Source organism: Labrys okinawensis (assembly GCF_002982075.1).
GTDB classification, from domain to species: Bacteria; Pseudomonadota; Alphaproteobacteria; order Rhizobiales; family Labraceae; genus Labrys; species Labrys okinawensis_A.
Genome location: NZ_PUEJ01000001.1, coordinates 111,303 through 134,591 on the forward strand (window position 1 = coordinate 111,303; position 23,289 = coordinate 134,591).

The 23,289-nt window shown below is 62.7% G+C and carries 24 protein-coding genes; 13 read left to right on the plus strand and 11 right to left on the minus strand.

Annotated elements, in window-relative coordinates; translation table 11 throughout:
* Together C5L14_RS00505 and C5L14_RS00510 are read left to right on the plus strand one after the other, a co-directional pair.
* Window positions 1-1,677 (plus strand): alcohol dehydrogenase catalytic domain-containing protein, encoded by a 1,677-nt coding sequence (locus tag C5L14_RS00505; RefSeq protein ID WP_105860077.1) that lies wholly within the window; start codon window positions 1-3, stop codon window positions 1,675-1,677.
* A gap of 90 nt (window positions 1,678-1,767) precedes the next feature.
* Window positions 1,768-3,324 (plus strand): FGGY-family carbohydrate kinase, encoded by a 1,557-nt coding sequence (locus C5L14_RS00510; protein ID WP_105860078.1) that lies wholly within the window; start codon window positions 1,768-1,770, stop codon window positions 3,322-3,324.
* Between the two features lie 91 nt (window positions 3,325-3,415).
* On the opposite strand, the gene C5L14_RS00515 is transcribed toward C5L14_RS00510, so the two are convergent.
* Window positions 3,416-4,324 carry a LysR family transcriptional regulator gene (locus C5L14_RS00515; RefSeq protein ID WP_105860079.1) on the minus strand — a complete coding sequence of 303 codons (909 nt, stop codon included), beginning with the start codon at window positions 4,322-4,324 and terminating at the stop codon, window positions 3,416-3,418.
* A gap of 87 nt (window positions 4,325-4,411) precedes the next feature.
* Between C5L14_RS00515 and C5L14_RS00520 the strand changes: the two genes are divergently transcribed.
* The 4 genes from C5L14_RS00520 to C5L14_RS00535 are packed head-to-tail and all read left to right on the plus strand — an operon-like array spanning window position 4,412 to window position 7,791.
* Window positions 4,412-5,395 carry a TIGR03571 family LLM class oxidoreductase gene (locus C5L14_RS00520; protein WP_105860080.1) on the plus strand — a complete coding sequence of 328 codons (984 nt, stop codon included), beginning with the start codon at window positions 4,412-4,414 and terminating at the stop codon, window positions 5,393-5,395.
* Window positions 5,396-5,413: 18 nt separating this feature from the next.
* Window positions 5,414-6,235, plus strand: coding sequence for an aldo/keto reductase (locus tag C5L14_RS00525; RefSeq protein WP_105860081.1), 822 nt, complete (start codon window positions 5,414-5,416; stop codon window positions 6,233-6,235).
* Window positions 6,236-6,248: 13 nt separating this feature from the next.
* On the plus strand, window positions 6,249-7,454 hold the full coding sequence (locus C5L14_RS00530; RefSeq protein ID WP_105860082.1) for an MFS transporter: 1,206 nt from the start codon (window positions 6,249-6,251) through the stop codon (window positions 7,452-7,454).
* 19 nt (window positions 7,455-7,473) lie between these two features.
* A complete protein-coding gene (locus C5L14_RS00535) occupies window positions 7,474-7,791 on the plus strand; it encodes a hypothetical protein (RefSeq protein ID WP_105860083.1) in 318 nt (105 codons plus the stop codon).
* Here C5L14_RS00535 and C5L14_RS00540 read toward each other — a convergent pair.
* From C5L14_RS00540 to C5L14_RS29865, 6 genes are all read right to left on the minus strand, one after another.
* Window positions 7,776-8,504 (minus strand): SDR family oxidoreductase, encoded by a 729-nt coding sequence (locus C5L14_RS00540; RefSeq protein ID WP_105860084.1) that lies wholly within the window; start codon window positions 8,502-8,504, stop codon window positions 7,776-7,778. The genes C5L14_RS00535 and C5L14_RS00540 overlap by 16 nt on opposite strands.
* A 77-nt stretch (window positions 8,505-8,581) precedes the next feature.
* The gene (locus C5L14_RS00545) at window positions 8,582-9,670 is read right to left on the minus strand and encodes an ABC transporter ATP-binding protein (protein ID WP_105860085.1); all 1,089 of its coding nucleotides are present in this window, start codon (window positions 9,668-9,670) and stop codon (window positions 8,582-8,584) included.
* A 3-nt stretch (window positions 9,671-9,673) separates the two neighbouring features.
* Window positions 9,674-10,507: a carbohydrate ABC transporter permease gene (locus tag C5L14_RS00550; RefSeq protein WP_105860086.1), complete on the minus strand. Its 834-nt coding sequence runs from the start codon at window positions 10,505-10,507 to the stop codon at window positions 9,674-9,676.
* Complete coding sequence (locus C5L14_RS00555) at window positions 10,504-11,415, minus strand: carbohydrate ABC transporter permease (protein ID WP_105860626.1); 912 nt, start codon at window positions 11,413-11,415, stop codon at window positions 10,504-10,506. Before C5L14_RS00555 ends, C5L14_RS00550 begins: the two co-directional genes overlap by 4 nt.
* A 92-nt stretch (window positions 11,416-11,507) precedes the next feature.
* The gene (locus tag C5L14_RS00560) at window positions 11,508-12,791 is read right to left on the minus strand and encodes an ABC transporter substrate-binding protein (RefSeq protein WP_105860087.1); all 1,284 of its coding nucleotides are present in this window, start codon (window positions 12,789-12,791) and stop codon (window positions 11,508-11,510) included.
* Window positions 12,792-13,282: 491 nt separating this feature from the next.
* A complete protein-coding gene (locus C5L14_RS29865) occupies window positions 13,283-13,654 on the minus strand; it encodes a hypothetical protein (protein WP_181161010.1) in 372 nt (123 codons plus the stop codon).
* Between C5L14_RS29865 and C5L14_RS00565 the strand changes: the two genes are divergently transcribed.
* The gene (locus C5L14_RS00565; protein WP_105860088.1) at window positions 13,599-14,474 is read left to right on the plus strand and encodes a DeoR/GlpR family DNA-binding transcription regulator; all 876 of its coding nucleotides are present in this window, start codon (window positions 13,599-13,601) and stop codon (window positions 14,472-14,474) included. The two genes, C5L14_RS29865 and C5L14_RS00565, sit on opposite strands and share 56 nt — an antisense overlap.
* A gap of 177 nt (window positions 14,475-14,651) precedes the next feature.
* Here C5L14_RS00565 and C5L14_RS00570 read toward each other — a convergent pair whose 3' ends face one another.
* Both C5L14_RS00570 and C5L14_RS00575 read right to left on the minus strand, forming a co-directional pair.
* Window positions 14,652-15,314, minus strand: coding sequence for an RraA family protein (locus C5L14_RS00570; RefSeq protein WP_105860089.1), 663 nt, complete (start codon window positions 15,312-15,314; stop codon window positions 14,652-14,654).
* Window positions 15,307-16,053 carry a FadR/GntR family transcriptional regulator gene (locus tag C5L14_RS00575; protein ID WP_181160945.1) on the minus strand — a complete coding sequence of 249 codons (747 nt, stop codon included), beginning with the start codon at window positions 16,051-16,053 and terminating at the stop codon, window positions 15,307-15,309. Before C5L14_RS00575 ends, C5L14_RS00570 begins: the two co-directional genes overlap by 8 nt.
* Window positions 16,054-16,455: 402 nt before the next feature.
* On the opposite strand from C5L14_RS00575, the gene C5L14_RS00580 reads away from it, so the two are divergent.
* The 6 genes from C5L14_RS00580 to C5L14_RS00605 all read left to right on the plus strand — a co-directional run bounded on the left by C5L14_RS00580 (window position 16,456) and on the right by C5L14_RS00605 (window position 21,107).
* Window positions 16,456-17,268 (plus strand): transporter substrate-binding domain-containing protein, encoded by an 813-nt coding sequence (locus C5L14_RS00580; RefSeq protein WP_105860091.1) that lies wholly within the window; start codon window positions 16,456-16,458, stop codon window positions 17,266-17,268.
* Between the two features lie 64 nt (window positions 17,269-17,332).
* Complete coding sequence (locus C5L14_RS00585) at window positions 17,333-18,055, plus strand: amino acid ABC transporter permease (RefSeq protein ID WP_105860092.1); 723 nt, start codon at window positions 17,333-17,335, stop codon at window positions 18,053-18,055.
* Entirely contained in the window at window positions 18,052-18,708 is a 657-nt protein-coding gene (locus tag C5L14_RS00590) for an amino acid ABC transporter permease (protein WP_105860093.1), read from the plus strand. Before C5L14_RS00585 ends, C5L14_RS00590 begins: the two co-directional genes overlap by 4 nt.
* Window positions 18,689-19,420 carry an amino acid ABC transporter ATP-binding protein gene (locus C5L14_RS00595; RefSeq protein WP_105860094.1) on the plus strand — a complete coding sequence of 244 codons (732 nt, stop codon included), beginning with the start codon at window positions 18,689-18,691 and terminating at the stop codon, window positions 19,418-19,420. The genes C5L14_RS00590 and C5L14_RS00595 overlap by 20 nt, the downstream gene beginning before the upstream one ends.
* Window positions 19,421-19,451: 31 nt before the next feature.
* Complete coding sequence (locus tag C5L14_RS00600; RefSeq protein ID WP_105860095.1) at window positions 19,452-20,261, plus strand: HpcH/HpaI aldolase family protein; 810 nt, start codon at window positions 19,452-19,454, stop codon at window positions 20,259-20,261.
* A gap of 27 nt (window positions 20,262-20,288) precedes the next feature.
* On the plus strand, window positions 20,289-21,107 hold the full coding sequence (locus C5L14_RS00605; RefSeq protein ID WP_105860096.1) for an SDR family oxidoreductase: 819 nt from the start codon (window positions 20,289-20,291) through the stop codon (window positions 21,105-21,107).
* A gap of 30 nt (window positions 21,108-21,137) precedes the next feature.
* Here C5L14_RS00605 and rfbA read toward each other — a convergent pair whose 3' ends face one another.
* On the minus strand, window positions 21,138-22,019 hold the full coding sequence (rfbA, locus tag C5L14_RS00610; protein WP_105860097.1) for a glucose-1-phosphate thymidylyltransferase RfbA: 882 nt from the start codon (window positions 22,017-22,019) through the stop codon (window positions 21,138-21,140).
* A gap of 1,055 nt (window positions 22,020-23,074) precedes the next feature.
* Window positions 23,075-23,284 carry a hypothetical protein gene (locus C5L14_RS00615; RefSeq protein ID WP_105860098.1) on the minus strand — a complete coding sequence of 70 codons (210 nt, stop codon included), beginning with the start codon at window positions 23,282-23,284 and terminating at the stop codon, window positions 23,075-23,077.
* Between the last annotated feature and the right edge of the window lie 5 nt (window positions 23,285-23,289).

Consider the following 23,289-nt stretch of genomic DNA (forward strand, 5'->3'; position numbering starts at 1 on the left):
ATGCGCCGTACCGCCTTTTCCCAGAATGCCGTGCCTTCCGGACTGTCGGCCCTCAACCGGAGCTGGCCCTTTGCCGGCGGCGGCATCCGCGATATCGGCGTGGGCGGGCGCTATGTCGAGGAGCGGCAGGAGCCGGCCGGGCCGGACGAGGTGGTCGCCCGCATTGACGCCGTCTGCATCTGCTCGTCGGACATCAAGATCATCCGCATGGGCAAGGCTCATCCGCTGTTCGCCGAACGGAATCTTGCCGACAGTCCTGCCGTGCTTGGCCACGAGATGGCGCTGACGATCGTCGACGCTGGAGCCAATTGGCGCGATCGCTTCCGCCCCGGGGACAGGCTCGGCCTGCAGCCGGCTATCATGGTCGAGGGCAAGCGCCGCACCGTCGGCATGGATCTGCCTGGGGCCTTTGCCGACCATATTCGTCTGGATGCGCGCGTGCTGGCAGGCGAGGGACCTTATGTCTTTCCGGTGCCGGCCGATGTCAGCGCCGCAACCATTGCCATGCTGGAGCCCTATGCCTGCGTGGAGGCAGCCTATCGTCCCAATTGCCGCACGAGTCTGAAACCCGGCGGCCGTCTGCTGGTGGTGGAGACCAGGCCGGGGACACGCTTTGATCTGCCGGCGCCGGCAGGCGAGGTTGTCCTGGTCGGTGCCGGCGAGGCCGCGCGTGCCTGGGTGGAGGGTGCGGCGACGGTCGCGAGCCATGCGAGCCTGGAGGCTTTCACGGCATCCGAAGCCTGGCAGGCGAGCTATGACGACATCATCCTTGCCGGCCCGCTCGATGCGGGGGCGACGGCCCAGGTGGCGGGCCGTCTCGCCAAGGGTGGCCTGATGGTCCTGGTCGGTGCAGAACTTGCGCGCGAGAATGTCATCCTCGATGCAGCGCGTATCCATTATCATGAGCTCTCCTTTCTCGGTGCGCCGGGTCCCTCGCTGTCCGAAGCTTTCCTGCCGGCGCGCACGCGCTTCGAGGTGCGGGCAGGCGGTACCACTCTGGTGCTGGGTGCGGGCGGCGCCATGGGCCGCATTCACACCCACCGTGCCCTGGAGCTGAAGGACGGGCCGGCGACCATCATTGCCACCTCGCGCAAGGGCGCCCGCCTGAAGGCGCTGGAGGATGATTTCGCGCCACTTGCCCGGCAGCATGGCAAGACGCTGGTGGTGATCGACGACGGCGAGGTCGAAGCCTGCGTCGGCCGCCTGGCCCCCGAAGGCTGCGACGACGTGGTGGTGGTTGCGCCGGAGGTCGCGGTGATCGAGCGCGGCGCCCGGCTGATGCGACCGGACGGCATGCTCGTTCTGTTTGCCGGCATGCCCTTTGGCCAGTCCTGCGCCTTGCCGCTCGGCCTGGTCTCCAGCGGCAATGCGCGCATCACCGGCTCCACCGGCTGCACGGTCGCCGATCAGCTCGCCGTCCTCGATCGCGTGGTCGAAGGCTCGCTCGAACTCTCGGGAAATCTTGAAGCGGTGGCAGGGCTCGGCGCCTTGCCGGATGCGCTGGAGGCGGTCAATGCCGGCAAGGTCTCGGGCAAGATCGCCATCTATCCCGCCTTGCTCGATCTGCCGGTGACGCCGGTGCGCGACCTGCGACAGGACGGCCAGCCGGTCCGCTGGTCGCTGGAAGACGAGCGGCGCCTTCTCCGTGGCGCGGCTTCTTACGCCTCGCAGGAGTGACCCGACACGAGCATCCGCCGGCCGGCAACGGGCCCGAGGCACGAAGAATGGCGGGATGAACCCGCCGACGCCAATTCAGGGAGGAACGCCATGGCAAAGGCCGTGATCGGTATCGATATCGGTACGACCGGCACCAAGACCGGCATCTATGACGAGACCGGCAGGCTGCTCGGCTCGGCTTTCGAGGAGTCGGTGCTGATCTATCCCAAGGCCGGCTGGGTCGAACAGCGGCCCGACGATATCGAAGGGTCGGTCCATCGAACCATCCGCGCGGCGATGGAAACGGGCGGCGTGAACCCTTCCGATGTCGCGGCGATCGCCCTCGACGGCCAGATGGGCGGCGTGTGCACGATCGATGCCGACTGGAACGCCCCCACGCACTACGATTCCTGGCTCGACAATCGCTGCGCCGCCTATCTGCCCCGGCTCAAGGAACGCGGCATGGAGATCCTGAAGGCTTCCGGCTGCACGCCCTCCTACAATCACGGGCCCAAGATCCTCTACTGGAAGCACGAATTTCCCGAGATCTGGTCGCGCGTGCGCGCCTTCGTCCAGCCGGCCGCCTATGTTGCCGGCCGCCTTGCGGGGCTCAAGGGGGAAGATGCCTTCATCGATCGTACCTATCTCAACTTCTCCACCTTTGCAGACACGGCCCGTTGCCGCTGGAACGAGGACCTGCTCGCTGACTTCGGCCTGGATACCGGCAAGCTTCCACGCATCGTCGAACCCTGGGAGATCGTCGGCAGGCTGACGCATGCAGCCGCCGAGGCCACCGGTCTCCGGCAGGGAACGCCGATTGCCGCCGGATGCGGCGACCAGGCGGCCAATGTCCTGGGCGGCGGCATCGTCGACCCCGGCATGATCTACGACGCCGCCGGCACGGCTTCGGTCTTCTCGATCGTGCTCGACACCTTCGCGACCGATACCGCCTATCAGGCGCTGATGACCTGTCCGCATGTGGTGCCAGGCCTCTACTATGCCATGGCTTACGTCGCCGGCGGCGGTCTCAACCTGCGCTGGTTCCGCGATGCGGTCTGTCATGCCGAGAAGGCCGGTTGGGAAAGGGAGGGGCGCAATCCCTATGACGAGCTTGGGCGCCTTGCCGAGGCCGCGCCGCCCGGCGCGGACAAGCTGATTTTCCTGCCGCATCTCGGCGGGCGCAACACACCCAACAACACCGACATGCGGGGAGCCTTCATCGGCCTGACCTGGCGCCACGAGAAATCCCACATGGTTCGGGCGATCATGGAGAGCATCGGGTATGAATATCTCCTCTATCTGCGCTCGGTGAAGACACTCGCTCCCGATCTCGTCCCAACCCGTATTACGGGCATCGGCGGCGGAGCCCGCAGCCAGACTTTCCGCCAAATCAAGGCGGACATATTGGGACTCGACTATGGCCAGCTCGACCGCGACGAGTTCGGCACGCTCGGCAGTGCCATCGTTGCCGGAAAAGCGGTGGGCCTGTTCGAGGACATCGCGGCAACGGCGCGCAGCTTCGTGAAGACGGTGGGCGAGCCTGTGGAGGCCGACGGCGCGAACACGGCCTTCTATCGCGATTATGCCGCCTATTACGCGGACATGCTGGAGGAGTCGGCAGGTTTCTTCGCCAGGCTCTCGGCCCTGGGCAGACCCCTTTCCGCATGAGCCGGAAGCGAAATGCCGGCGGCCGGGAAGAAGGACCGAAAAACGGCCGGGGAGGGAGGTCGCCTGCGGTTCGCTCGCGAGCGTGTCGAACTCAAATGTCTTCGTTCAGGAAGGACTGGAGGCGGGGCACAATGAAATCAAGGAAGACGCGCACACGCTGAGGAAGGCGGGCGCCACCGAGAAAGACAGCGTGAATCTCTTCCTCATCGCCCGCAACCGTGTCGGCAAGCACCTCGACGAGGTTGCCCGAAGCGAGATCGGCTCGTGCGTGGTAATTGCCCAGCCGCGCAAGTCCGACGCCGGCAAGTGCCATGCGCCGAACGGTTTCGCCATTATTGGCGAGCAAGGAGCCGTTGACGGCACGATCGACGATGCGTCCGCTCTCCTTGAGCGGCCAAACCGGCGCGGCCCGGCGGAAATTGAAGCCGAGGCAATTGTGCCGCGCCAGATCCTCGGCGGTTCTCGGCGTTCCATTCCGCTCGAGATAGGCCGGGGAGGCGACGATCTTGCGGCGGGCGACACCGATGCGGCGGGCCATCATGCCAGAGTCAGGAAGCCGCCCGACACGAAACGCGACATCGGTGCGGTCGAGATAGAGATCGACGATCTCGTCGGAGAGGGAGAGGTCGACCACGATATTCGGATAGGCCTGCCAGAAGGCGGGCAGTTGCGGTTCGACGGCAAGCACGCCGAAGGCGACCGAGGTATTCACGCGCACGGTGCCGCCCGTGCTCGACGCCCCTTGAGACAGCTCGCGCTCGACCTCGTCGAGTTCGCCGAGCAGCGCCAGGCTGCGTTCATAGTATATCTGCCCTTCCGCGGTAAGCGAGAGCCGCCGGGTCGAGCGCTCGAGCAGCCGCACGCCGAGCCGGGCCTCGATCCGTGCCACGAGCTTGCTGACGGTTGAGGGCGTCATGCGCAGGAGCCGCGCCGCTTCCGAGAAATTGCCTGCCTCGACGACGCGCAGGAACACCTGCATCTCACCGGCGCGATTATCCATGCGGCGACCCCGTCTATGATTTCGTTTCACAGATAATGTGGCACGTCGACGGATTATCAAGCCGTCTGCTGTGCCTATCTCATTGCCATGTCAAAGAATTCAGCTCTCGATCTGGTGCGCAAGCCAGGTTGCCTCACGCTCGGCATTGAGTTGCCGCTCGATAACGACTGGTCATCAGCCGGCGAAGCTCGGCGAGTGGCGGCGGGACGTCCGCGCGGCGTTCCCGATCTTTCCGCCCAGACGCATCTCGTCCGCCGGGCCGATGCGCTCGGCTTCGCGGCTGTATGGATGCGCGATGTGCCGGTGTTCGATGCCGTCAACATGGGCGATGCGGGTTCGGTCTACGATGTCTTCACGCTGCTTGGTTATTTCGCCGGCGTGACGCGCAACGTGGCGCTCGGCACGGCAGCCGTGGTGCTGCCGATTCGCCACCCGCTCATGACGGCGAAAGCAGCGGCGTCGGTGGATGCGCTTTCGGGAGGACGGCTGATCCTGGGTGTCGCCTCCGGCGACCGGCCGGTGGAATATCCGTTGCTCGGCCTCGATTTCGAGGCGCGCGGCGAACTTTTCCGAGAAGCGGTCAGCTATCTCAGGGCGGCCTGGCAGCCCGGCGGGCTGCCGGTGAACGGTGAGCGCATATCCAACCTCGACCTCCTGCCGCGTCCAGCCCAGCAGACCATTCCCCTGGTGGTGGCCGGGCAGGCGCGCCAGGACGATGAGTGGCTCGCCGCCACTATGGACGGGCGCTTCGTCTATCCCGGCAGCATCGAGAAGATGGCGGCGCAGGCTGCACGCTGGCGCCAGGCCACGTCCGGTCATGGCGCCTTCATCAGCGCCTTCCATCTCGACCTTCTGGAGGATGCCGATGCCCCGGCGGAGCCGATCCGTTTCGGTGCGCGCGTGGGCCGGAAGGGCTTCATCGCGCATCTCGATGCGCTGGCCACCGCCGGCGTCGATCACCTCGCCATCAATCTGCGGCAGTCGGCGCGTTCGCCGGCCGAGATCATCGAAGAACTGGCGTCGGATGTCATGCCGGCGCTCGTCAGCAAATCCGAGGCGCAAGCCGCCTGAACAACAAGGATTGACATCATGGATATCGTGAAGGCGCATGGAGCGCAGATCCCGGCGCTCGGCTTCGGCGTGTTCCGCATGTCGGACGCCGAGGTCGAGGCGGTCGTGCCCGCTGCGCTCGAGGCGGGCTTCCGTCATTTCGACACCGCGCAAATCTACGGCAATGAGGCGGCTTTGGGTCATGCGCTCGCTGCCGCGGGCGCGCGCCGGGAAGATCTGTTCCTCACCACCAAGGTATGGGTCGACAATTACAGCCAGGACAAGTTCGCCGCTTCGGTGGACGAGAGCCTCGACAAGCTGAAGGTCGATCAGGTCGATCTGCTTTTGCTGCACTGGCCGGGCGACAAGGTGGCGATCGCAGACCAGGTGGCGATGCTGAACGCGGTCCAGGCCGCCGGCAAGACGCGCTTCATTGGCGTCAGCAACCAGAACGTCGCTCAGATGAAGGAATCGATCGCGCTGAGCAAGGCGCCGATCGTTACCAATCAGGTCGAAGCCCATCCCTATCTCGACCAGACGGCCGTTGCGGTTGCGGCCAAGGCGGCTGGCGTCGCCATCACCGCCTATTTCGGCATGGCCGACGGTGCGGTGCCGCGAGATCCAGTGCTGCAGACGATCGGTTCCCGCTACGGCAAGAGTGCCGCGCAGGTCGGGCTGCGCTGGCTGATCCAGCAAGGCCACATCGCGCTGTCCAAGACCGCCAGGCCGGAGCGAGTCGCCGAGAATTTTGCGGTCTTCGATTTTGCGCTGAGCGACGCGGACATGGCGGCGATTGCCAAACTCGCGCGGCCAGATGGCCGGCTGGTAAGCCCGCCCGGCCTGGCTCCGGCCTGGGACTGAGGAGGACTGTGCGATGAACGGATCTGTCTCCCATGCTCGGCCCGGTGACGATGCCGGGCGGTTCAACTGGCCGCTGCTGGCGCTGGCCGTCGGCGCCTTCGGTATCGGCACCACAGAGTTCACCCCGATGGGGCTGCTTCCCGTCATCGCGCAGGGAGTGGACGTGTCCATCCCCTCAGCCGGCCTCCTGATCAGCGCCTACGCCATCGGTGTCATGGTCGGCGCACCCGTGATGACGCTTCTGTTCAGCCGCTTCGGCAAGCGCACGGCGCTGATGCTGCTGATGGCGATCTTCACGGTCGGCAATCTGCTCTCGGCTCTGGCGCCAGGCTACACGACGCTGCTGCTGGCCCGCCTCGTCACCAGCCTCAGCCATGGCGCCTTCTTCGGCCTCGGCTCCATCGTGGCGGCAAGCGTGGTGCCGAGGGAGAAGCAGGCGAGTGCGGTCGCCACCATGTTCATGGGGCTCACCATCGCGAATATCGGCGGCGTTCCCGCGGCCACCTGGATCGGTCAGCAGATCGGCTGGCGGATGGCCTTCGCAGGCACGGCCGTTCTCGGCGTCATCGCGATCGCCTCGCTCTGGCTGGCGTTGCCGAGAGGAGAAACGGGCAAGGTCCCTGATCTGCGGCGCGAACTCGGCGTGCTGACGCACCCGACAGTGCTGCTCGCCATGGCGACGACGGTAATGGGCGCCGGCGCGATGTTTACGCTCTACACCTATGTTGCCCCGGTTCTCGCGGACCTGACGGGGGCCTCCGACACCTTCGTGACGATAGGCCTGGTGCTGATCGGTGTCGGCTTCACCATCGGCAACGGTCTTGGCGGCCGGCTTGCCGACTGGTCGCTCGACGGCGCGACGAAGATCTTTCTGGCAGCATTGGCCGTGATCATGATGGCGCTGCCCCTGGTCCTCGCCAGTCATGTCGGTGCGGCGATCGGCCTGCTCCTGTGGGGCGCTGCGACCTTCGCCATCGTGCCGCCCGTCCAGATGCGCGTGATGCAGGCGGCAGCGCAGGCGCCCGGCCTCGCATCGTCGATCAATGTGGGCGCCTTCAATCTCGGCAACGCGCTGGGCGCCGCCGTCGGCGGCGGCGTCATCAGCCTCGGCCTCGGCTACGCCGCTGTTCCGGTGGCGGGCGGTGTGCTGGCTGCCGCGGGCCTGCTGCTCGTCATGCTCGGCCGGACACGCGCCTCGCTGCAGTCGTGTGAAGCCTGACATCCCAGGGAAAACACATATGAGCACCAGATCATTCCGTATGGGCGGACAATGCGTCGAGGTCGACGACGGCGACCTCGTTGCGACCAATGCCTACACACTGGACGGGCGCTCACTGACCGGCGAAATCACCAAGGGCGCGCTCACGGGCAGCACCGCGACGGTCGCGGGCGGCTCGTTCGCCTTGTTCACGACGCCGGGCCTGCCCGCTTCATCCAGACATCGTTGCAGCGCAGGCCTCGGCGAGGCGGCAGCGCTGGGTCGCGACCGCCTAACCAGTGGTTTGGGGGCTTTACAAGGGGAGCTTGCCCCAGGATCGCCTTATCTGCAGGTGTAGCCGCCATCGATTGGAAGCGAGACGCCGGTGATCATCGATGCCGCATCGCTCAGCAGGAACACGATGGGAGCGGCAATCTCGTCCTCCGTTGCCCAGCGGCCCAGCGGCATGTTCTTCAGAAAAGGCTCGGCGACGTGGGGCTGGCTCCAATGTCCGGATGATATCGGCGTCATGACCACGGTTGGGTTCACACTGTTGACGCGAATATTGTATTTGCCGAGCTCGAGGGCCGAGACCCGCGTGATATTGTCGAGCGCGGCCTTGGACGACCCATAGGAGATGTGACCGTCGAGAGCCACCAGGGCCGCTTGGCTGGAGACATTGACGATCGCGCCGCCTTTGCCAAGCCGGACCATCGACTGGGTGGCATATTTGGTGACGATCAGAGCCCCGCGGGCGTTGATGCTGATCACCTTGTCGAAAATGGCGATGTCGGTGTCCATCGGGGTGGCGATCTCCCCGCCAAAGCCACCGCAATTGACGACCCCCCATAGATCGAGCCCTTCCAGCGCGCCGCGGATCTCCTCTTCCGATGCAAGATCGAACGCCAGGGTGCGGCAGCCTGTTTCCTTGGCGATCGCATCCAGCGCAGTTTGCGAACGGCCGCTCGCGATGACCTTGGCATTGGCCTTGACGAGATGGCGCACGGTGGCCCCTCCGATCCCGCCGCTACCGCCCGTGACCAGAATGGTGCGCCCGTTAAAGTCCGTCATTCACATGTCTCCTTCTGCAGATCTTTCTCGTGTCGAGTGCCTTCGCGCTGCGTCGATGGCGGCGCGAAACAGCTTGGTCAGTGCGCGTGCGAAACGCGCAGGCCGGCTGCGTTGAACACGTGGCAGGACGCTATGGGGAAGGACACGGCGATCCTGTCGCCCGCATGGGCGCGACGGCCCGCATTGTCGCGGATGACCAAGGCTTCGTCATTGCAACGCAGGTGAATGAACGTGTCGCTGCCCAGCATTTCGACCATATGGGCTTGGCCGACATAGTCGGTGGGGCCTCCCTCGAGGGAGTAGGACACATGCTCCGGCCTGATTCCCAAGGTTACCCGGTCGCCGGGCTTCAAGCCTGCGGTCGAGGGGGCGACCACATGGGCCCCGATCTCCAGCGCAATCGATGTCTGTCCGTCGGCAAGGGCTTCGACTCTGCCTTTCAGCAGGTTCATGGCGGGCGAGCCGATGAAACCGGCAACGAAGAGATTGGCCGGCCGCTCATAGAGTTCCAGCGGCGGGCCGACCTGTTCGACGCGGCCGGCATTCATCACCACGATGCGGTCGGCCAGCGTCATGGCTTCGACCTGGTCATGGGTGACGTAGATCATGGTCGATGCGAGTTCGGCCTTGAGGCGGGCGATTTCGAGCCGCATGCCGACACGCAAAGCCGCATCGAGGTTGGACAGGGGTTCATCCAGAAGGAAGAGCTTGGGCTTGCGGGTAATAGCGCGCCCTATTGCCACGCGCTGGCGCTGGCCGCCGGACAGTTCGCGCGGCCTGCGGCGAAGATAGGCGGACAGGCGCAGTTTGTCCGCTACCTTCCCGACCCGCTCCGCGATCTCGCTACGCGGTGTGCGGGCAATTTCCAGCCCGAAGCCGATGTTGCGCCTGACATCCATGTGCGGGTAGAGCGCATAGGATTGGAAGACCATCGCCACGCCGCGCTCCGTCGGCTCGGCCGTACTCATATCGGCGCCATCGATGAGGATCCGGCCCGATGAAATCGGCTCGAGGCCGGCGATGATCCGCAGCAGCGTGGACTTCCCGCAACCCGAAGGACCGACGAGCACGCAAAATTCCCCGTCGGGGATGGTCAGCGAGAGCTCCGGTATGACCGAATAACTTCCGAACCGCTTTGTAATGTTGTCGATCGATAGCGTGGCCATGTCTCAGCCTTTCACCGCACCAGCCAGCAGGCCCCGAACGAAGGCTCTCTGCACCAGCACGTAGAGGAAGATCAGGGGGAGCGCGATCAAGGTGAGGATCGCGAACAAGGCGCCCGGATTGGCCATGTAGAGTCCTGAATACTGCATCGGAACAATGGTGAGCGTTTTCATCTCGGCCTTGGTCAAGACGATCAGCGCCAGGAAGAACTCGTTCCAGGTCACGATGAACTGCCAGATCGTCACGAAGACCAGGGCGGGGCGCACCAATGGCAATGCGACGTGCCAATAGGTCTGCCAGGGGGTGCACCCATCGACGCGTGCTGATTCGAAGAGCTCCTGCGGCGAGTCCTCCATGAAGGCCTTGAGGATCACCATGGCAAAGGGCACGCCAAGCGCGGCATAGGGCATGATCAAGCCGATATAGGTGTTGATCCAGCCGAAATTCTTCAGAAGGATTGCAAGCGGCAGCACCAGCGAGGCGAGCGGCACCATCAGCGTGGTCAAAAGGGCCGTATAGATGAAAAGAGTCCCCCTCAGGCGCAGCACGGCACAGGCGAAGGCAAAGAGCGAGGAAACCGCCACGACGATCGCCACGGTCGCGACTGTGACGATAAGGCTGTTCAGGAAGATCCTGCTGAGAGGATTGTCCCGGATCACGGTCACGAAATTGTCGAAGGTGACGGGCCAGGTGACGAGAGATGCGTCGAAGGCCTGGGCCGGGGTCCGCAAACCGATCGAGAGCATGTAGATCTGCGGAACCATCCAGAGCGCAAGCACGATGAACAGCACGAGGTGGATGGTGAGGGAGCGGATCTGGCTTCGCGTGAGGCTGGTCACGGTCGATCCTTCGATGCAGGCGTGAGGCGGGTGCCGAGGAGGACGATCTGGACCAGCGAAAGCGCCAAGGCGAGGAGCAGGACGATAACCGAGAGAGCCGCCCCGCCTCCGCTGTCGTTGAGGACGAAGCTCTGCTTGAAAATGTAGGTACCGAATACTTCGCTGGCATGGTTGGGGCCGCCGCCTGTCATCAGATGGACGATCGGGAAGGTTTGCAGCGTGCCGATGATGCCGAGCAACAACAGCGACTTGGTCGCCGGAGCCAGCATCGGTATCACGACATTCACGGCAAGGCGCCAGCCGGTGGCGCCGTCGATACGGGCCGCATCGAGGACTTCGCTCGGCATGTTCGCGATGCCCGCGATGTACATCAGCATCGAAAAGCCGGTCCACTGCCAGATATTCACGATGATGAGGGCGTATATCGCCGTCTTGGCGTCACCAATGGGCGAAGTCGACATCACGATGCCGACATGCTTCAGATATTCCTGGGCAATGCCGTAATAGGGCGCGTAGATCTGGACCCAGACCAGGCTGACGACGGAAACCGAGGTCACCACGGGCAGGAAGAACATCGTGCGGAAAAAGCCGCGCAAACGATGTGTATGCCGTTCGATGAAATAGGCGAGCAAGCCGCCGATCAGCATCTGTACCGGGATGGTGATCAAGGCCCAAAGCGCCATGTTGCGGACCACGACCCAAAATGTCGGGTCGCGGAATACGGCGATGTAGTTTGCCGACAGGCTCAGCGAAGCTACGCCGGTTGCGTCCTTGACATAAATGCTTTGGCCCAGAACCCAGAGGATCGGATAGGCGATGAAGACCACGAACAACGCCACCGCCGGGATCACGAAACTGTAGAGGCGCAATAGTCGCGCCGAAGCCGAAGGCTTTGTCGTCGCGATCATATATCCCGCCATCCCGGTTCTCACTGCCATGTCTTCCTCTCCGGGGAGGACCGGGAGCGCCGCACCCAGCCCCAGGCTTTTCGTTTGCAGGGTTACTTGCCGAGAGCCTTGTCGGTCGCAGCCTGCACGGAGGCCAATGCCGCCTCTGGCTGGACGCTGCCATCCGCGACGCCCGCAAGGGCGTTATCCAACGCCTCGGCAACGGCAGGCGAGGCAAAACGCTGGTTCTCGGCCTTCGGTAGATCGGCCATGAACCGGGCCGACATTTGCTTGACGTGATCGGTGATGTCGCCCTTGGGTTCATGCCCCTCGAAGGCCGGAAGATCGTTGAGGTCGTTCAACGCCTCCTGCAGGCCGACCCCATTGGTCAGCTCGGAGAGGAAGGTCCAGGCCTCCGGGTTCTTCGCGCCGTTCTTCGTCAGGCCATAGCCGATGTCGATGCCGCCGATCGGCGGGCTCGCGGCTCCGCCGTCCTTGACAGGGGGAAGATAGAAAAAGTCGAAGCCATCCATGTTCTGGACATATTCGGAAAGCGGCGGTGGAAATTTGCTTTCCTGCATCCACCACGAGCCCAGCGCCATCATCCCGACGCGGCCCTGTGCGAACAGCTGGGCACCCGTGGGATAGGCATGCGCGCCAAGGGCGCCCTGCTGGAAGATCCCATCGTCGAACAGGCCTTTCCAGGCCTTCATCGCCGAGACCAGTTCAGGGGCCGCCCAGGGGACCTGGCCGGCCTGAGCCTTGTCGACGATGCCCGGTGAAAATTGATTGGCGAGCATCAGGAACACGTTCTCGTTTTGCCAGCCGTCGGCGGCGCCCTGGAACATCGGGATGTAGCCGCCATCGGTGAGGGCCTTGGAAGCTGCCTTCAGGTCGGCATATGTCTTGGGAACGGAGATCTGGAGTTTTTCGAAGATTTTTCTGTTGTACCAAATGCAAAGAACCTGAGATTCCTGCGGAACGATATAGTTGTTGTTGTCTCCGGCCGGGTTGCCCATCTGCATTTGCTTGCGATTGACGACAAACACCTTGTCCTTCCAGTCCTTGCCCCATGTCTTCGCGGCGAGCTCGTCGATCGGGACCAGGCTGTCTCGGTATTGTTGCGTCAGCGAACCCGGCTGCAGGCCGATGACGTCAGGCAGGCTGTTCGAGGCCGCTGCTGCCTTCAGTGCCGTTATGTATTCTGGCGAATAATTATAGTAGGTGTAGGTTACCTTGACGCCCGGATGCGCCTTCTCGAAGGCATCGATGGACTTTTGCATGGTGCTCTGGATGAACCAGGACCACACCGTGACTTCCTTTTGCTGCGCAAATGCCGACATGGTCGACAAGGCAAACACAAGCATGCTTGTACCAAGAAATGCTCTGCGTCGCATAACGTTCCCTCCTCCTGGATTTTTTTATGTTTGGACGTGCGCACGTTGCCGAAACTGCGCGTAGATCTCCCTCGCTATATGCGTGTTGAAACAAGGCCGCGACGACGTCGTGGTCGAGAGACCGGCATACTGCCGACGATGTTTCGCCAAGACGGCGGCCCATGGAGCCCGTCGAAGCCGACGTCGCCTGCGCTCGCACTGAGTTCGCGGGCTTCGTCGCAGGGAAGAACGATTTCTGAGCGCCCGTAGCAGCCGGGGGCGGTGTTTGCCGGTTTCTGATCGCGTCTGGCTGACACCGGGTGGTCCTCGTTAAGGCCGCTGCTTTGGCTCCCTCGTCATAAAAGCAAAATTCCAAATTCTGTCAATCTCTATCTAATTAGCGCAGCTAAATTGAGGGAGTTGCCACGCCCAAGCTTTCGACGCGCCGCCGCATCTTCTTTTTTTGGGCATTGATGCCGAAATTGAATAAGTTGAAAGGCGATCTTGTCCCTTCAGGGCCGGCTCGGCTTGGATGCCGTCTCCGGTGTCCAATCCTTGTTTCTGACCGTTTCTGCAAAATTTTGAGCAAAAGAGAAGAAAATGTGAGCGGCTGATGATACAGAATCCATCATTCCTGGCGGAAGGGTGGCGTGGTTGCCGCCGCCACGGTTGATTGGTTGATCGATAATGGTAGAAATTGAAGGAACAAGCGCCATCATCCTGTCTTGCCCGGTCATGGATTGCGGGGGGACGATCTGGTAGTGGCAGCTGGCAGTGCGCAGACCCGCGCGCTTGGCGGAAAGCTGCGGCGGTAACCAAGGTAGAACCATGGAAACAACGACCAAACGGGTAGACATGGTTCCTGCAAAGCGCAGGGCGATCATTCTGGAGCATCTGCGCGCGAATGGCGCAGCCAGCGTCCAGGAACTGGCGGATGCGACAGGCGGGTCTCAATCCACTGCGCGGCGCGACCTCGAATATCTGATGGAGAAGGGTTATCTGGAGAGAACCCATGGCGGCGCTCATCTGGTTCAGCCCGCGCGGGCGACCTTCGAGCGCGAGAATTCGCTCAACGCCCAGCTGCAACGCGCCGAGAAGCTGGCAATCGGGCGGGAGGCCGCGTCTCGATTAAGTGCTGGGCACAGCGTCATTTTGGACAGTTCCTCGACAGTGATGGAGGCTGTGCGGGCTGCGGCCGAGCGGGACCTTCCTCTTACAATCGTGACGAATAGCCTCGAAATCGCGGATTTCGCCGCGGATATCAGGTCCTGGCGGACAATCATGCCTGGTGGAAGCATTCGCGCCGGCTATAGGCATCTTGCTGGAGAACCCGGCGAGAGCTTTATTCGCACGCTGCACGCCGATCTTTGTCTCATGGGGGCATCGGCCGTTACCGGCACCCTCTTGACCGAGGCGTCACTGGAAGTGGCCTCGCTGAAGCGCGCCATGATCGCATCGGCGGGACGCAAGATCCTGCTGGTGGACAGCTCCAAATTCAGGTCGCCGAGCTTCTGCACCCTCTGCGAAGTTTCGGAGATCGACGAGATCATCACCGACGACGCGGCGGCCGACGAAGCCCTGGCGCCTCTGCGTGCAGCCGAGAGACCTGTGACGCTGGTACCGGTGCAACGCTCGGAAGGCAGGCCCTTTCGTCACACCGGTGGGCGGGGGAGCGAAGCGGTTGGGTCGCAAACCCTTCGGTAGAGAGCGTCTGGGAGAAGCTTCCTTCTATTTTCCGGAAAATCGCGTCGCGTTCAGGGGAGGATGGTCCCTTACCTGCGGTTTGAACCCGAGCGGTGGAAAGCCGCCACATAGTCCGTGTCTGCCCTGCAAGCTCTATGACGCGCCGGTATCGGATCCCGAATGCGAAATCTGGCCTCGTCACGCGACGGGCCAGATCTCCTGGAGCTTTTCGCCAGCCAGAATTCGCCGACGAGCCTCGGCCTCGTTTCGCCCCAGTGCGTCGGCAGCGTCGGCCACCTCGCGTAGACGTTCCCTGGGGATGGCCACGACCCCGTCGATGTCGCCGAAGATCACGTCGCCGGGCCTGACGGTGACGCGTCCGATCCTCACGGGGACCTGGGACTGTTTCGGCTCCTTCTTTCCGGTGACACCGACGGGGCTGGCCGCCGTGCCGAACAGGGGGTAGCCGAGTGCTCTCACCTGGGCGAGATCGCGGACCGTGCCGTTGACGATCGTGGCGGCGGCGCCGTGAGCCTTGGCTCCCGAACTCATCAGTTCCCCTGAGCAGGAGCCCCCGGCGCAGGACGCCTCGCAGACCAGGATGCCCCCTTCCGGAACATTGTCGATGGCCTTGTGATAAACGTCCTGCGGCTCGCCCTTGCGGTCGGAGGGCTCGAACTGCACCGTCACCGCGGGACCGCACACCACTTCGCCCGCCTGCAGACTGCCAAGCAGGGAAATGCCTTCGAGGTGGCCCCACAGGCCTAGATGTTCCATCGAATCGTGCACGTCGCCGGAGTACCACTTGCGCAGGCGGGCGATCGAATCCCAGTCGGTGTCAGAATAGTCGAAGTCAGGCATCGTTTTCTTCTTTGCGGTTGGCGTTTTCTATGGCGACGCGGAGATAAGCGGCGCTGTTGTCGATCTGGGCGCGCAGCAGCGCCGTGGCGCCGGCTTCGTCGCGGTTGCAGATCATGGTGTAGATGTCTTCGTGTTCCGCATAGGCCGCCTCCAGCGACTTGGTCGGCACACGGCTGGAAACCGCGATGGCATCCGTGATGAGGCCGTAGAGATTATCGTAGAACAGCGACAGGATCTTGTTTCCGGCCGAATGGACGAGAGCGAGGTGAAAGGCCGCGTCCTGCACCGTGAAGCCGGTGAAATCGCCTGCATCACGGGCGCGGCGCATGCCGTCGAGTGCCGCCGTCACTTCCTCGTTCACGGGAGTTTCCCGGGCCGTCAGGATGCCCAGCACCTCCGTCTCGATCATGCGGCGCGCGACCATCAACTGCAGGAGATAGTCGGGATCGCTGGACAGGAGCTGGCGGACGGTGACGGCCAGCGTTCCCATGAATTCGCCGACGTCGGCCCGCACCACGCTGGTGCGTCCGCCATGCCGGCGCCGCACCAGGCCCTTGGTCTCGAGGATCTGCATCGCTTCGCGCACCGAACGCGTCGATACGCCGAATTCGCGGGCGATGTCGCCTTCCGAGGGAAGATGTTCGCCGATCGGCAGTTCGCCGGAGAGGATCTGCGCCTCGAAGGCAGCGGCGACCGAAGAGTGCAGCTTGTCGCGACTTTTATTGTTGTTCGTGGACATCCAGGCCTTCTTCATTGGGCGAGATATCGCTCGCACGTCAAGCGGGGAGCGATCCGGCGCTCATCCGTCTGCGGCCTCAGGCAACAGCGGCTGCGGCGATCGAGAAGCGCAGGCTTCGTCGCCTGGTCGAAATTGATTCTGCGTCCTGCAAACCTGCCTCCCTGTCCGGCTGCGCTACATGCCGGTGCGCCGCCTTGCCGCGGGCGGCTTTCTGGAAGCCGCGCGCTTAAGTTGATTGACAATAACTCATGACATAAGTCATATGTCAAGAGTGGGCGGCCCAAGCAGCCGCCCCGAAAACAACCGCGCCGGGTCTGCGATCCCGGACGCCGGAGAGCGAGCAGCCAGCATTTGGACCAAACAGTCCGGAAAGCGCGCCGCGAAGAGAGGGAGGAAGGATCGATGATTGGACGGCTCTTGCGCCGCGCCGTGGCCACGCTTGGATTGGCGTGCCTGCTCACGGCTCCGGCTGCATTTTCCCACGCACAGACCACGGCCGATCTCGTGAAGAAAGGCAAGGTCACCATCGGTGTGCTGACGGGCATCCCGCCCTACGACACCGTCGATTCCTCGGGAAATACCGACGGGTTCCTGGTGGACCTTGCCCGCGAGGTCGCCAAGAATCTCGGGACCACGCTCGAAATCGTTCCCGTCAACAACGCTTCCCGCGCTGCCGCACTGGAATCGGGGCGGGTCGACCTGCTGATCGCCCATATGACGGCCACCCCCGAACGGGCCAAGACATTCCTGATGACCAATCCCTATGGTGCCTACGAAATGCGTTTCGTGGCGGCCAAGGACATGCCCCTCAAGTCACTCGACGATCTCAAGGGCAAACGTATCTCCGTGCCCAAGGGCAGTACGCAGGATGCCGCCGTCAGCGGTTACAACATCGAGGGCGCGGAGGTGGTGCGCTTCGACGACGACGCGCTCGCCATGCAGGCCCTGATCTCCGGCCAGGTCGACGCGACCGCTGCGGTGGCGACCGTCGCCAACGACGTGATCGCCAAGCGAAACCTCACCAATCTCGAGGTCAAGGCGGAGGTGCCGATCTTCACGCTCTACTGGTCCATGGCCGTGCGCAAGGATGCCGGCGAACTGCATCAGTGGCTGAACAACTTCATCTACTACGAAGAGATCACCGGCCGTCTCAACGGGCTGCACAAGAAATGGGTCGGCGTCCCCATCCCCGGCGGCAAGTTGCCGACCTTCTGACCTTCTCCGGGATGCATCCAGGCGTGCCGGGGGATTGACCCGGCACCGCCAGGGAGAGCCTGCAATGGCCTATGAGATGAATTTCGCGCCGGTGTTCACCCGGGCGCCCGATCTCGTGCACGGAACGATCAACACGATCGTCCTGTCGGCGGAATCGATCGCCATCGGGCTTGCCATTGGACTTGGCGTTGCGCTGACGCGGGTGAATGGGCCGCGGTGGGGCGCTGCCGCCGCAGCCACCTATGTCGAAGCCTTCCGCAACACGCCGTTGCTGGTCCAGCTCTTCCTGCTGTTCTTCGGCATGCCCTATGTCGGCTTTCGCCTCAGTGCCGATCATGCCGCCATCGTGGCGATCTCGCTCAATCTCGGCGCCTATTCGGCGGAAATCTTCCGCGCCGGCCTTCTCGCAATCCCCCGCACGCAGATCGAGGCCGGCTTCGCCCTTGGCCTCTCGCGCCTGCAGGTGATGCGCTACATCATCATCATACCGGCCCTTCGAGTGATCTACCCGGCTCTCACCGGCCAGCTCACTCTCACGCTGCTTGGCACGTCGATCGCCTCCTCGATATCCGCGACAGAACTCACGCTCGCCGGCTCGAAGATCGAATCCCAATCCTTCCGCAGCCTCGAGACCTTCCTGGTGGTCGCGGCGATCTACATCTGCATCACCTTCTGCTTTCGCCTGGTCTACTGGCTGATCGGCTTGTGGCTCTTCCGGCGTCGCGATCCGCAGACGGGCCTCGCCGGCGCGGTGCTCAAGCTCGAGACGAGGGAGGGCGGCGCATGATCCAGACCTTCGGATGGCCCAGCGTCGTCTTCCTCCTCCATGGCCTGACATGGACGGCCGGCCTGTCGGTCCTGACCTTTGTATGTGGCGGCGTCTTCGGCCTCGTCTTTGCTCTCGGCCGCGCACTCGGGCCGCGGTGGCTCAAGGCGATCGTCGCCGCCTATATCCAGCTCGTACAGGCAACCCCGCTCCTGATCGTGGTATTCCTCGTCTTTTACGGGCTGAGCTTCCTCGGTCTCTATTTTCCGCCCTTCGCGGCGGCGGCCATCTCGCTTACCATGTATGCCACGGCCTATCTGGCAGATATCTGGCGCGGCTGCATCGAGGCCATTCCACGCACCCAGTGGGAGGCAGCCGACTCGCTGGCGCTGACGCCGGTGCAGAAGCTTCGCTACGTCATCCTGCCCCAGGCGATGCGCATCGCGCTCGGGCCGACGGCCGGCTTCATGGTGCAGATCGTCAAGAACACCTCGGTGACGGCCCTGATCGGCTTCGTGGAACTGACCCGGGCAGGCCAGCTCCTCAACAACATGACCTTCCAGCCCTTCCACGTCTTCCTGACCGTGGCGGTCATGTATTTCGCCGTCTGCTACCCGCTGTCCTGGTGGAGCGAAGCCTTGAAGGAGAGGAAGCATGCTGGCGCTACGCATTGAGAATCTTCGCAAGTCCTATGGCGCCCTGACCGTCCTGAAAGGCATCGACCTTACCGTGGCCAATGGCGACGTGGTCGCCGTCATTGGCCGCTCCGGCTCCGGCAAGAGCACGATGCTGCGGTGCATCAACGGGCTCGAACAGTTCCAGGAGGGCGCCATCGAGGTCGCCGGCCACAAGGTCGATCGCTCCGGCGCCAATCTGCGCGCGCTGCGGCGGGAGGTCGGCATGGTCTTCCAGAGCTACAACCTCTTTCCGCATCTCAATGTCGCCGAGAACATCACACTGGCCCCCCGGGTGGTGAAAGGCCTTCCGCGCGAACAGTGTGCCGCGCTGGTGCACGAGGTCCTCGCCCGCGTCGGCCTCGCCGACAAGGCCGGCGCCTATCCGGACCAGCTGTCCGGCGGCCAGCAGCAGCGTGTCGCCATCGCCCGCTCGCTCGCGATGAAACCCAAGGTGATGCTGTTCGACGAGGTGACTTCGGCACTCGACCCCGAACTCACCGGCGAAGTGCTCAAGACCATCTCCGAACTCGCCAGGGCCGGCATGACCATGCTGCTGGTGACCCATGAGATGGGCTTTGCCCGCCGCGTCGCGAACCGCACCGTCTTCATGCATCAGGGCACCGTCTGGGAAGAGGGACGGTCGGAAGACATCTTCGCCAATCCACGCACACCCGAGCTCCGCTGCTTCATCGCTCCGGACCTCAAGTGATTTCCAGCCTTTGCAAATCAGGAGAAGACCTTTGGCACCGCCCGAAAATACCGATCTAGCCGCCAAGATGAAGCGCGGGGAGCCCGTGTTCGGCGCCACCATGTATACCGGTTCGACCACGGCCGTCGAAGTCGCCGCCAATTGGGGGCTCGATTTCGCCTTCATCGATGCCGAGCACACGCCGGTCAATGTGGACGGTCAGATGGAAAAGCTCGTGCTCGCCGCCCTGCTTTCCGGCATCGCGCCGCTGGTGCGCGTGCGTGGCACCAATGAATGGGACATCCGCAAGTCGCTGGAGTTCGGCGCCACCGGCGTGATCGTGCCGCAGGTGAACAACGCCGACCAGGCACGCGCCATCGTGAAGGCGGCCAAGTTCCCGCCGATCGGGCGGCGCGGAGGCGATGCGTCATGCCGCGCCGCCGGCTTCGCCGGGCCGGGCTTCCAATGGTCGAAATATATGGAGCACGAGAACGCGACGCGCCTCGTGATACCGATGGCCGAGAGCTACGAGTTCTTCGACAACATGGATGAGATCCTCGAGGTCGAGGGCATCGACGTCATCAATTTCGGGCCGGCCGACTACTCCATCTCCCGCCAGATCTCGATCGATTATTCCATGTCGCATCCGGAGGTGGAGGAAAAGCTCGCGGAACTGGTCGAGAGATGCCATGCCCGCGGCATCAAGGTGATGGCACCCTGCATTCCGCCCGTCGCCGAGAATGTGATCGCCCTGCGGAAGAAGGGCGTCGATATGATCATCATGGGCAACGACGTGATGTTCCTCAATGCAGGCTGCCGCGGCGCCCGCGAGGCGATCGACACTGCCGCCAAGACGGCCTGAAGCCACAGACATCCGGAGTATGAGATCATGAGCGATCCTTTCAGCGTGGACGGCCGTGTCGTTGTCGTCACCGGCGGCCTTGGTCAGCTCGGCACCCAATTCAGCAGATCCCTGGCGCAAGCCGGCGCCAGGGTGGCGATTTTCAGCCGCCGCCCCTTCGCGAGTGACAAGCTGGCGGAAAAGTTTCCCGGTCTGACCGACCGTATCCGCGTCTACGAGGCGAGTGTCCGCGACAAGGCGGCCCTTCAGGAAGCAACAGACAGGCTGATTGCCGATTGGGGAGTGCCGCATGTCCTCGTCAACAATGCCGGCATCGACTCTAAGCCGGATGGCTCCGCCGAGCAGAACGCGCCTTTCGAGGACTATCCGCAGAAATACTGGGACGAGATCATCGATACCAATCTCACCGGCGTGATGCTGACGAGCCAGGTCGTCGGCAGCCGCATGGCAGGCGAACGACGCGGCTCGATCATCAATGTGGGCTCGATCTACGGTATCGTCTCGCCCAACCAGGCTCTCTACGCCTATCGGGAGAAGCGGGACGGCGTGCCCTTCGTCAAGGCGGTGTCCTATGCTGCCTCGAAATCGGGCCTGGTCAATCTCACACGCTACCTCGCCACCTACTGGGCGCCCAAAAAGGTGCGCGTCAACCTGATCTCCTTCGGCGGCGTCAAGACCGCGAGCTTCGACAAGGAATTCATCGATGCCTTCCTCGAACGTGTACCGATGGGACGCCAGGCCGAGATCGACGAATATAATGGCGTCATCCGCTTCCTCGCCTCGGACGCCTCGTCCTACATGACAGGGTCCAACGTCGTGGTCGACGGCGGCTTCACCGCCTGGTGAGCCCGGCCGGGCTGAAGAACAGGAGTGGCCTCACCACAGGAGCGATGCTTCTTCCAGCACGCGCAGGAGATATTTGCCGTAAGCGCTGTTTTCGACCTTTCTGGCGAGATGGCGCAGTTGATCGGCGTCGATCCAGCCGCTGGAAAAGGCGATCTCCTCCGGGCAGGCCAGCCGCACGCCCTGGCGGTGCTCGAGCACGCGCACGAACTCGGCGGCCTGCAGCAGGCTGTCGGGCGTGCCGGTGTCGAGCCAGGCATAGCCGCGCCGCATGCGTTCCACATGCAGGCTGCCCCGCTCCATATAGATGCGGTTGACGTCGGTGATCTCATATTCGCCGCGCGCCGAGGGCTTGATGGCCCTGGCGATGTCGACCACCTCGGCATCGTAGAAATACAGCCCCGTCACCGCCCAGTTGGATTTGGGCTGCCTGGGCTTTTCCTCGATCGAGGTCGCCACCGCATTCTCGTCGAAGCCGACCACGCCGTAGCGCTCCGGATCGGTGACGTGATAGGCGAACACCGTCGCCCCCTCCCGGCGGGAGACGGCCGAGCGCATCAGCCCGGGCAGGCCCGCCCCGTAGAACAGATTGTCGCCCAGGATCAGCGCCGAGGGCTCGCCGCCCACGAAGTCAGCCCCGATCACGAAGGCCTGGGCCAGGCCGTCCGGGCGCGGCTGCTCGGCATAGCTCAGCTTCAGGCCCCATTGCGAACCGTCACCCAGCATCTTGCGGAACAGCGGCAGGTCGTGCGGCGTCGAGATCAGCAGGATTTCGCGAATGCCCGCCTGCATGAACGTGCTCAGCGGGTAATAGATCATCGGCTTGTCGTAGATCGGCAGCAATTGCTTCGACACGATGCTCGTCATCGGATAGAGCCGCGTGCCGCTCCCGCCGGCAAGAATGATACCGCGCATACTTAAATACTTCCCGATACGAGATCTATGTTTGGCTATTGCCGGTCACGCAGGCAGCCGTGGCTTGGAGGCCGAACGCGACCCGTTCGCCAAATCCCGCTCACATCTCCAACACCACCAACGAGCGGCAAAGTTGGGCATGACACACAAGTGGATCTTGGGAGGGGCATTCGCCAAATCGGCACCTGAGAGTTACGACGACACGATATGACTGCCCCGAGCCATGACAGCTATGAAGACAACAATAGTGACGGTAGCTCGATTCAGTCAACAATATCTATCCAATATAAAGATAGCCTTTTCTGGCTACAGAATTTATTAAATACACGTTGAGTTATTTATTCCATGTAAATTTACATAAATTTTATAAATAGTCTGCAGTGTTGAGCGCCTATGAACTTCGCGCGCAGGCCTGGGTTACCTGTTCCTCGGCCCGTTTCTTTTGGATCTGAGGGTCAAAGAGCTAATTGAGCCGCTTTTCTACCAAATAAGCCAAATAAACCTCGATAGCTTCCCGGATCAGGTCTTCTCTCGTGAGCGAGCAGTCTCTCTGCGCGGAAAGATATGAATCCAATACAAACACAGAATCCTTTGAAAGTACTATTTCGAGTACGCAATCATTTGAGTCTTTAGTCATTGCATTTTCCGCGGGTTGTAACGATTTTTTACTTACATTAGCACCCAATATACTAAATATCCACTTCCCCTATCGGGGAGACAAGTCTCAATCCTGTACATCGATATACCCATTGTGTAGCCGATAGTGGGGCACTCCGCGGACAATCGCGGCGCGGGACCGTTACTCCAACGGCTTGGAAACTGTATCAGCCAAAGCGTATTATAATCCCAACGGGATAGGCGGAATCGTTGGTTGAGCCCGTCACCGGTGTGGAAGCCTGCAACATGTCGTGGAATGCCCCCGCAGAAGAGGAACCGGTGTCGCGCCGGCTGAATCATGGGGAGGTCCGAATGCAGGACTTTCAGCCTTTTGACCTATCGCGCCATGTCTGCTGCATTCAACCAAGCTGGCGTGGATACCAACCGCTGTGGCCGGATCAGGTTCGCTGGCGGCTATAGTGATGCATGAGTGCCATGCGTTCACACGACTTTGCGTCTTGTAAAACCGCCACGGGATATTTTGTGGCCTCGTCGACGATGTAGAAAATCGAGAAAATCCCATCGCCTGCATAGATGACCTCATAAGGCGCTTGTGCACCCTCGTGCTCGATAAACCACTTGTTATCTTGCCCGCGCTTGATCACCATCTGGC

What these genes read in the sequence shown, in the direction of transcription:
- C5L14_RS00505 (WP_105860077.1), top strand. Translation starts at nt 1, where the DNA reads ATGCGCCGTACCGCCTTTTCCCAGAATGCCGTGCCTTCCGGACTGTCG.
- C5L14_RS00510 (WP_105860078.1), top strand. Translation starts at nt 1,768, where the DNA reads ATGGCAAAGGCCGTGATCGGTATCGATATCGGTACGACCGGCACCAAG.
- C5L14_RS00515 (WP_105860079.1), bottom strand. Translation starts at nt 4,324, where the DNA reads ATGGATAATCGCGCCGGTGAGATGCAGGTGTTCCTGCGCGTCGTCGAG.
- C5L14_RS00520 (WP_105860080.1), top strand. Translation starts at nt 4,412, where the DNA reads ATGTCAAAGAATTCAGCTCTCGATCTGGTGCGCAAGCCAGGTTGCCTC.
- C5L14_RS00525 (WP_105860081.1), top strand. Translation starts at nt 5,414, where the DNA reads ATGGATATCGTGAAGGCGCATGGAGCGCAGATCCCGGCGCTCGGCTTC.
- C5L14_RS00530 (WP_105860082.1), top strand. Translation starts at nt 6,249, where the DNA reads ATGAACGGATCTGTCTCCCATGCTCGGCCCGGTGACGATGCCGGGCGG.
- C5L14_RS00535 (WP_105860083.1), top strand. Translation starts at nt 7,474, where the DNA reads ATGAGCACCAGATCATTCCGTATGGGCGGACAATGCGTCGAGGTCGAC.
- C5L14_RS00540 (WP_105860084.1), bottom strand. Translation starts at nt 8,504, where the DNA reads ATGACGGACTTTAACGGGCGCACCATTCTGGTCACGGGCGGTAGCGGC.
- C5L14_RS00545 (WP_105860085.1), bottom strand. Translation starts at nt 9,670, where the DNA reads ATGGCCACGCTATCGATCGACAACATTACAAAGCGGTTCGGAAGTTAT.
- C5L14_RS00555 (WP_105860626.1), bottom strand. Translation starts at nt 11,415, where the DNA reads ATGATCGCGACGACAAAGCCTTCGGCTTCGGCGCGACTATTGCGCCTC.
- C5L14_RS00560 (WP_105860087.1), bottom strand. Translation starts at nt 12,791, where the DNA reads ATGCGACGCAGAGCATTTCTTGGTACAAGCATGCTTGTGTTTGCCTTG.
- C5L14_RS00565 (WP_105860088.1), top strand. Translation starts at nt 13,599, where the DNA reads ATGGAAACAACGACCAAACGGGTAGACATGGTTCCTGCAAAGCGCAGG.
- C5L14_RS29865 (WP_181161010.1), bottom strand. Translation starts at nt 13,654, where the DNA reads ATGATCGCCCTGCGCTTTGCAGGAACCATGTCTACCCGTTTGGTCGTT.
- C5L14_RS00570 (WP_105860089.1), bottom strand. Translation starts at nt 15,314, where the DNA reads ATGCCTGACTTCGACTATTCTGACACCGACTGGGATTCGATCGCCCGC.
- C5L14_RS00575 (WP_181160945.1), bottom strand. Translation starts at nt 16,053, where the DNA reads ATGTCCACGAACAACAATAAAAGTCGCGACAAGCTGCACTCTTCGGTC.
- C5L14_RS00580 (WP_105860091.1), top strand. Translation starts at nt 16,456, where the DNA reads ATGATTGGACGGCTCTTGCGCCGCGCCGTGGCCACGCTTGGATTGGCG.
- C5L14_RS00585 (WP_105860092.1), top strand. Translation starts at nt 17,333, where the DNA reads ATGGCCTATGAGATGAATTTCGCGCCGGTGTTCACCCGGGCGCCCGAT.
- C5L14_RS00590 (WP_105860093.1), top strand. Translation starts at nt 18,052, where the DNA reads ATGATCCAGACCTTCGGATGGCCCAGCGTCGTCTTCCTCCTCCATGGC.
- C5L14_RS00595 (WP_105860094.1), top strand. Translation starts at nt 18,689, where the DNA reads ATGCTGGCGCTACGCATTGAGAATCTTCGCAAGTCCTATGGCGCCCTG.
- C5L14_RS00605 (WP_105860096.1), top strand. Translation starts at nt 20,289, where the DNA reads ATGAGCGATCCTTTCAGCGTGGACGGCCGTGTCGTTGTCGTCACCGGC.
- rfbA (WP_105860097.1), bottom strand. Translation starts at nt 22,019, where the DNA reads ATGCGCGGTATCATTCTTGCCGGCGGGAGCGGCACGCGGCTCTATCCG.
- C5L14_RS00615 (WP_105860098.1), bottom strand. Translation starts at nt 23,284, where the DNA reads ATGGTGATCAAGCGCGGGCAAGATAACAAGTGGTTTATCGAGCACGAG.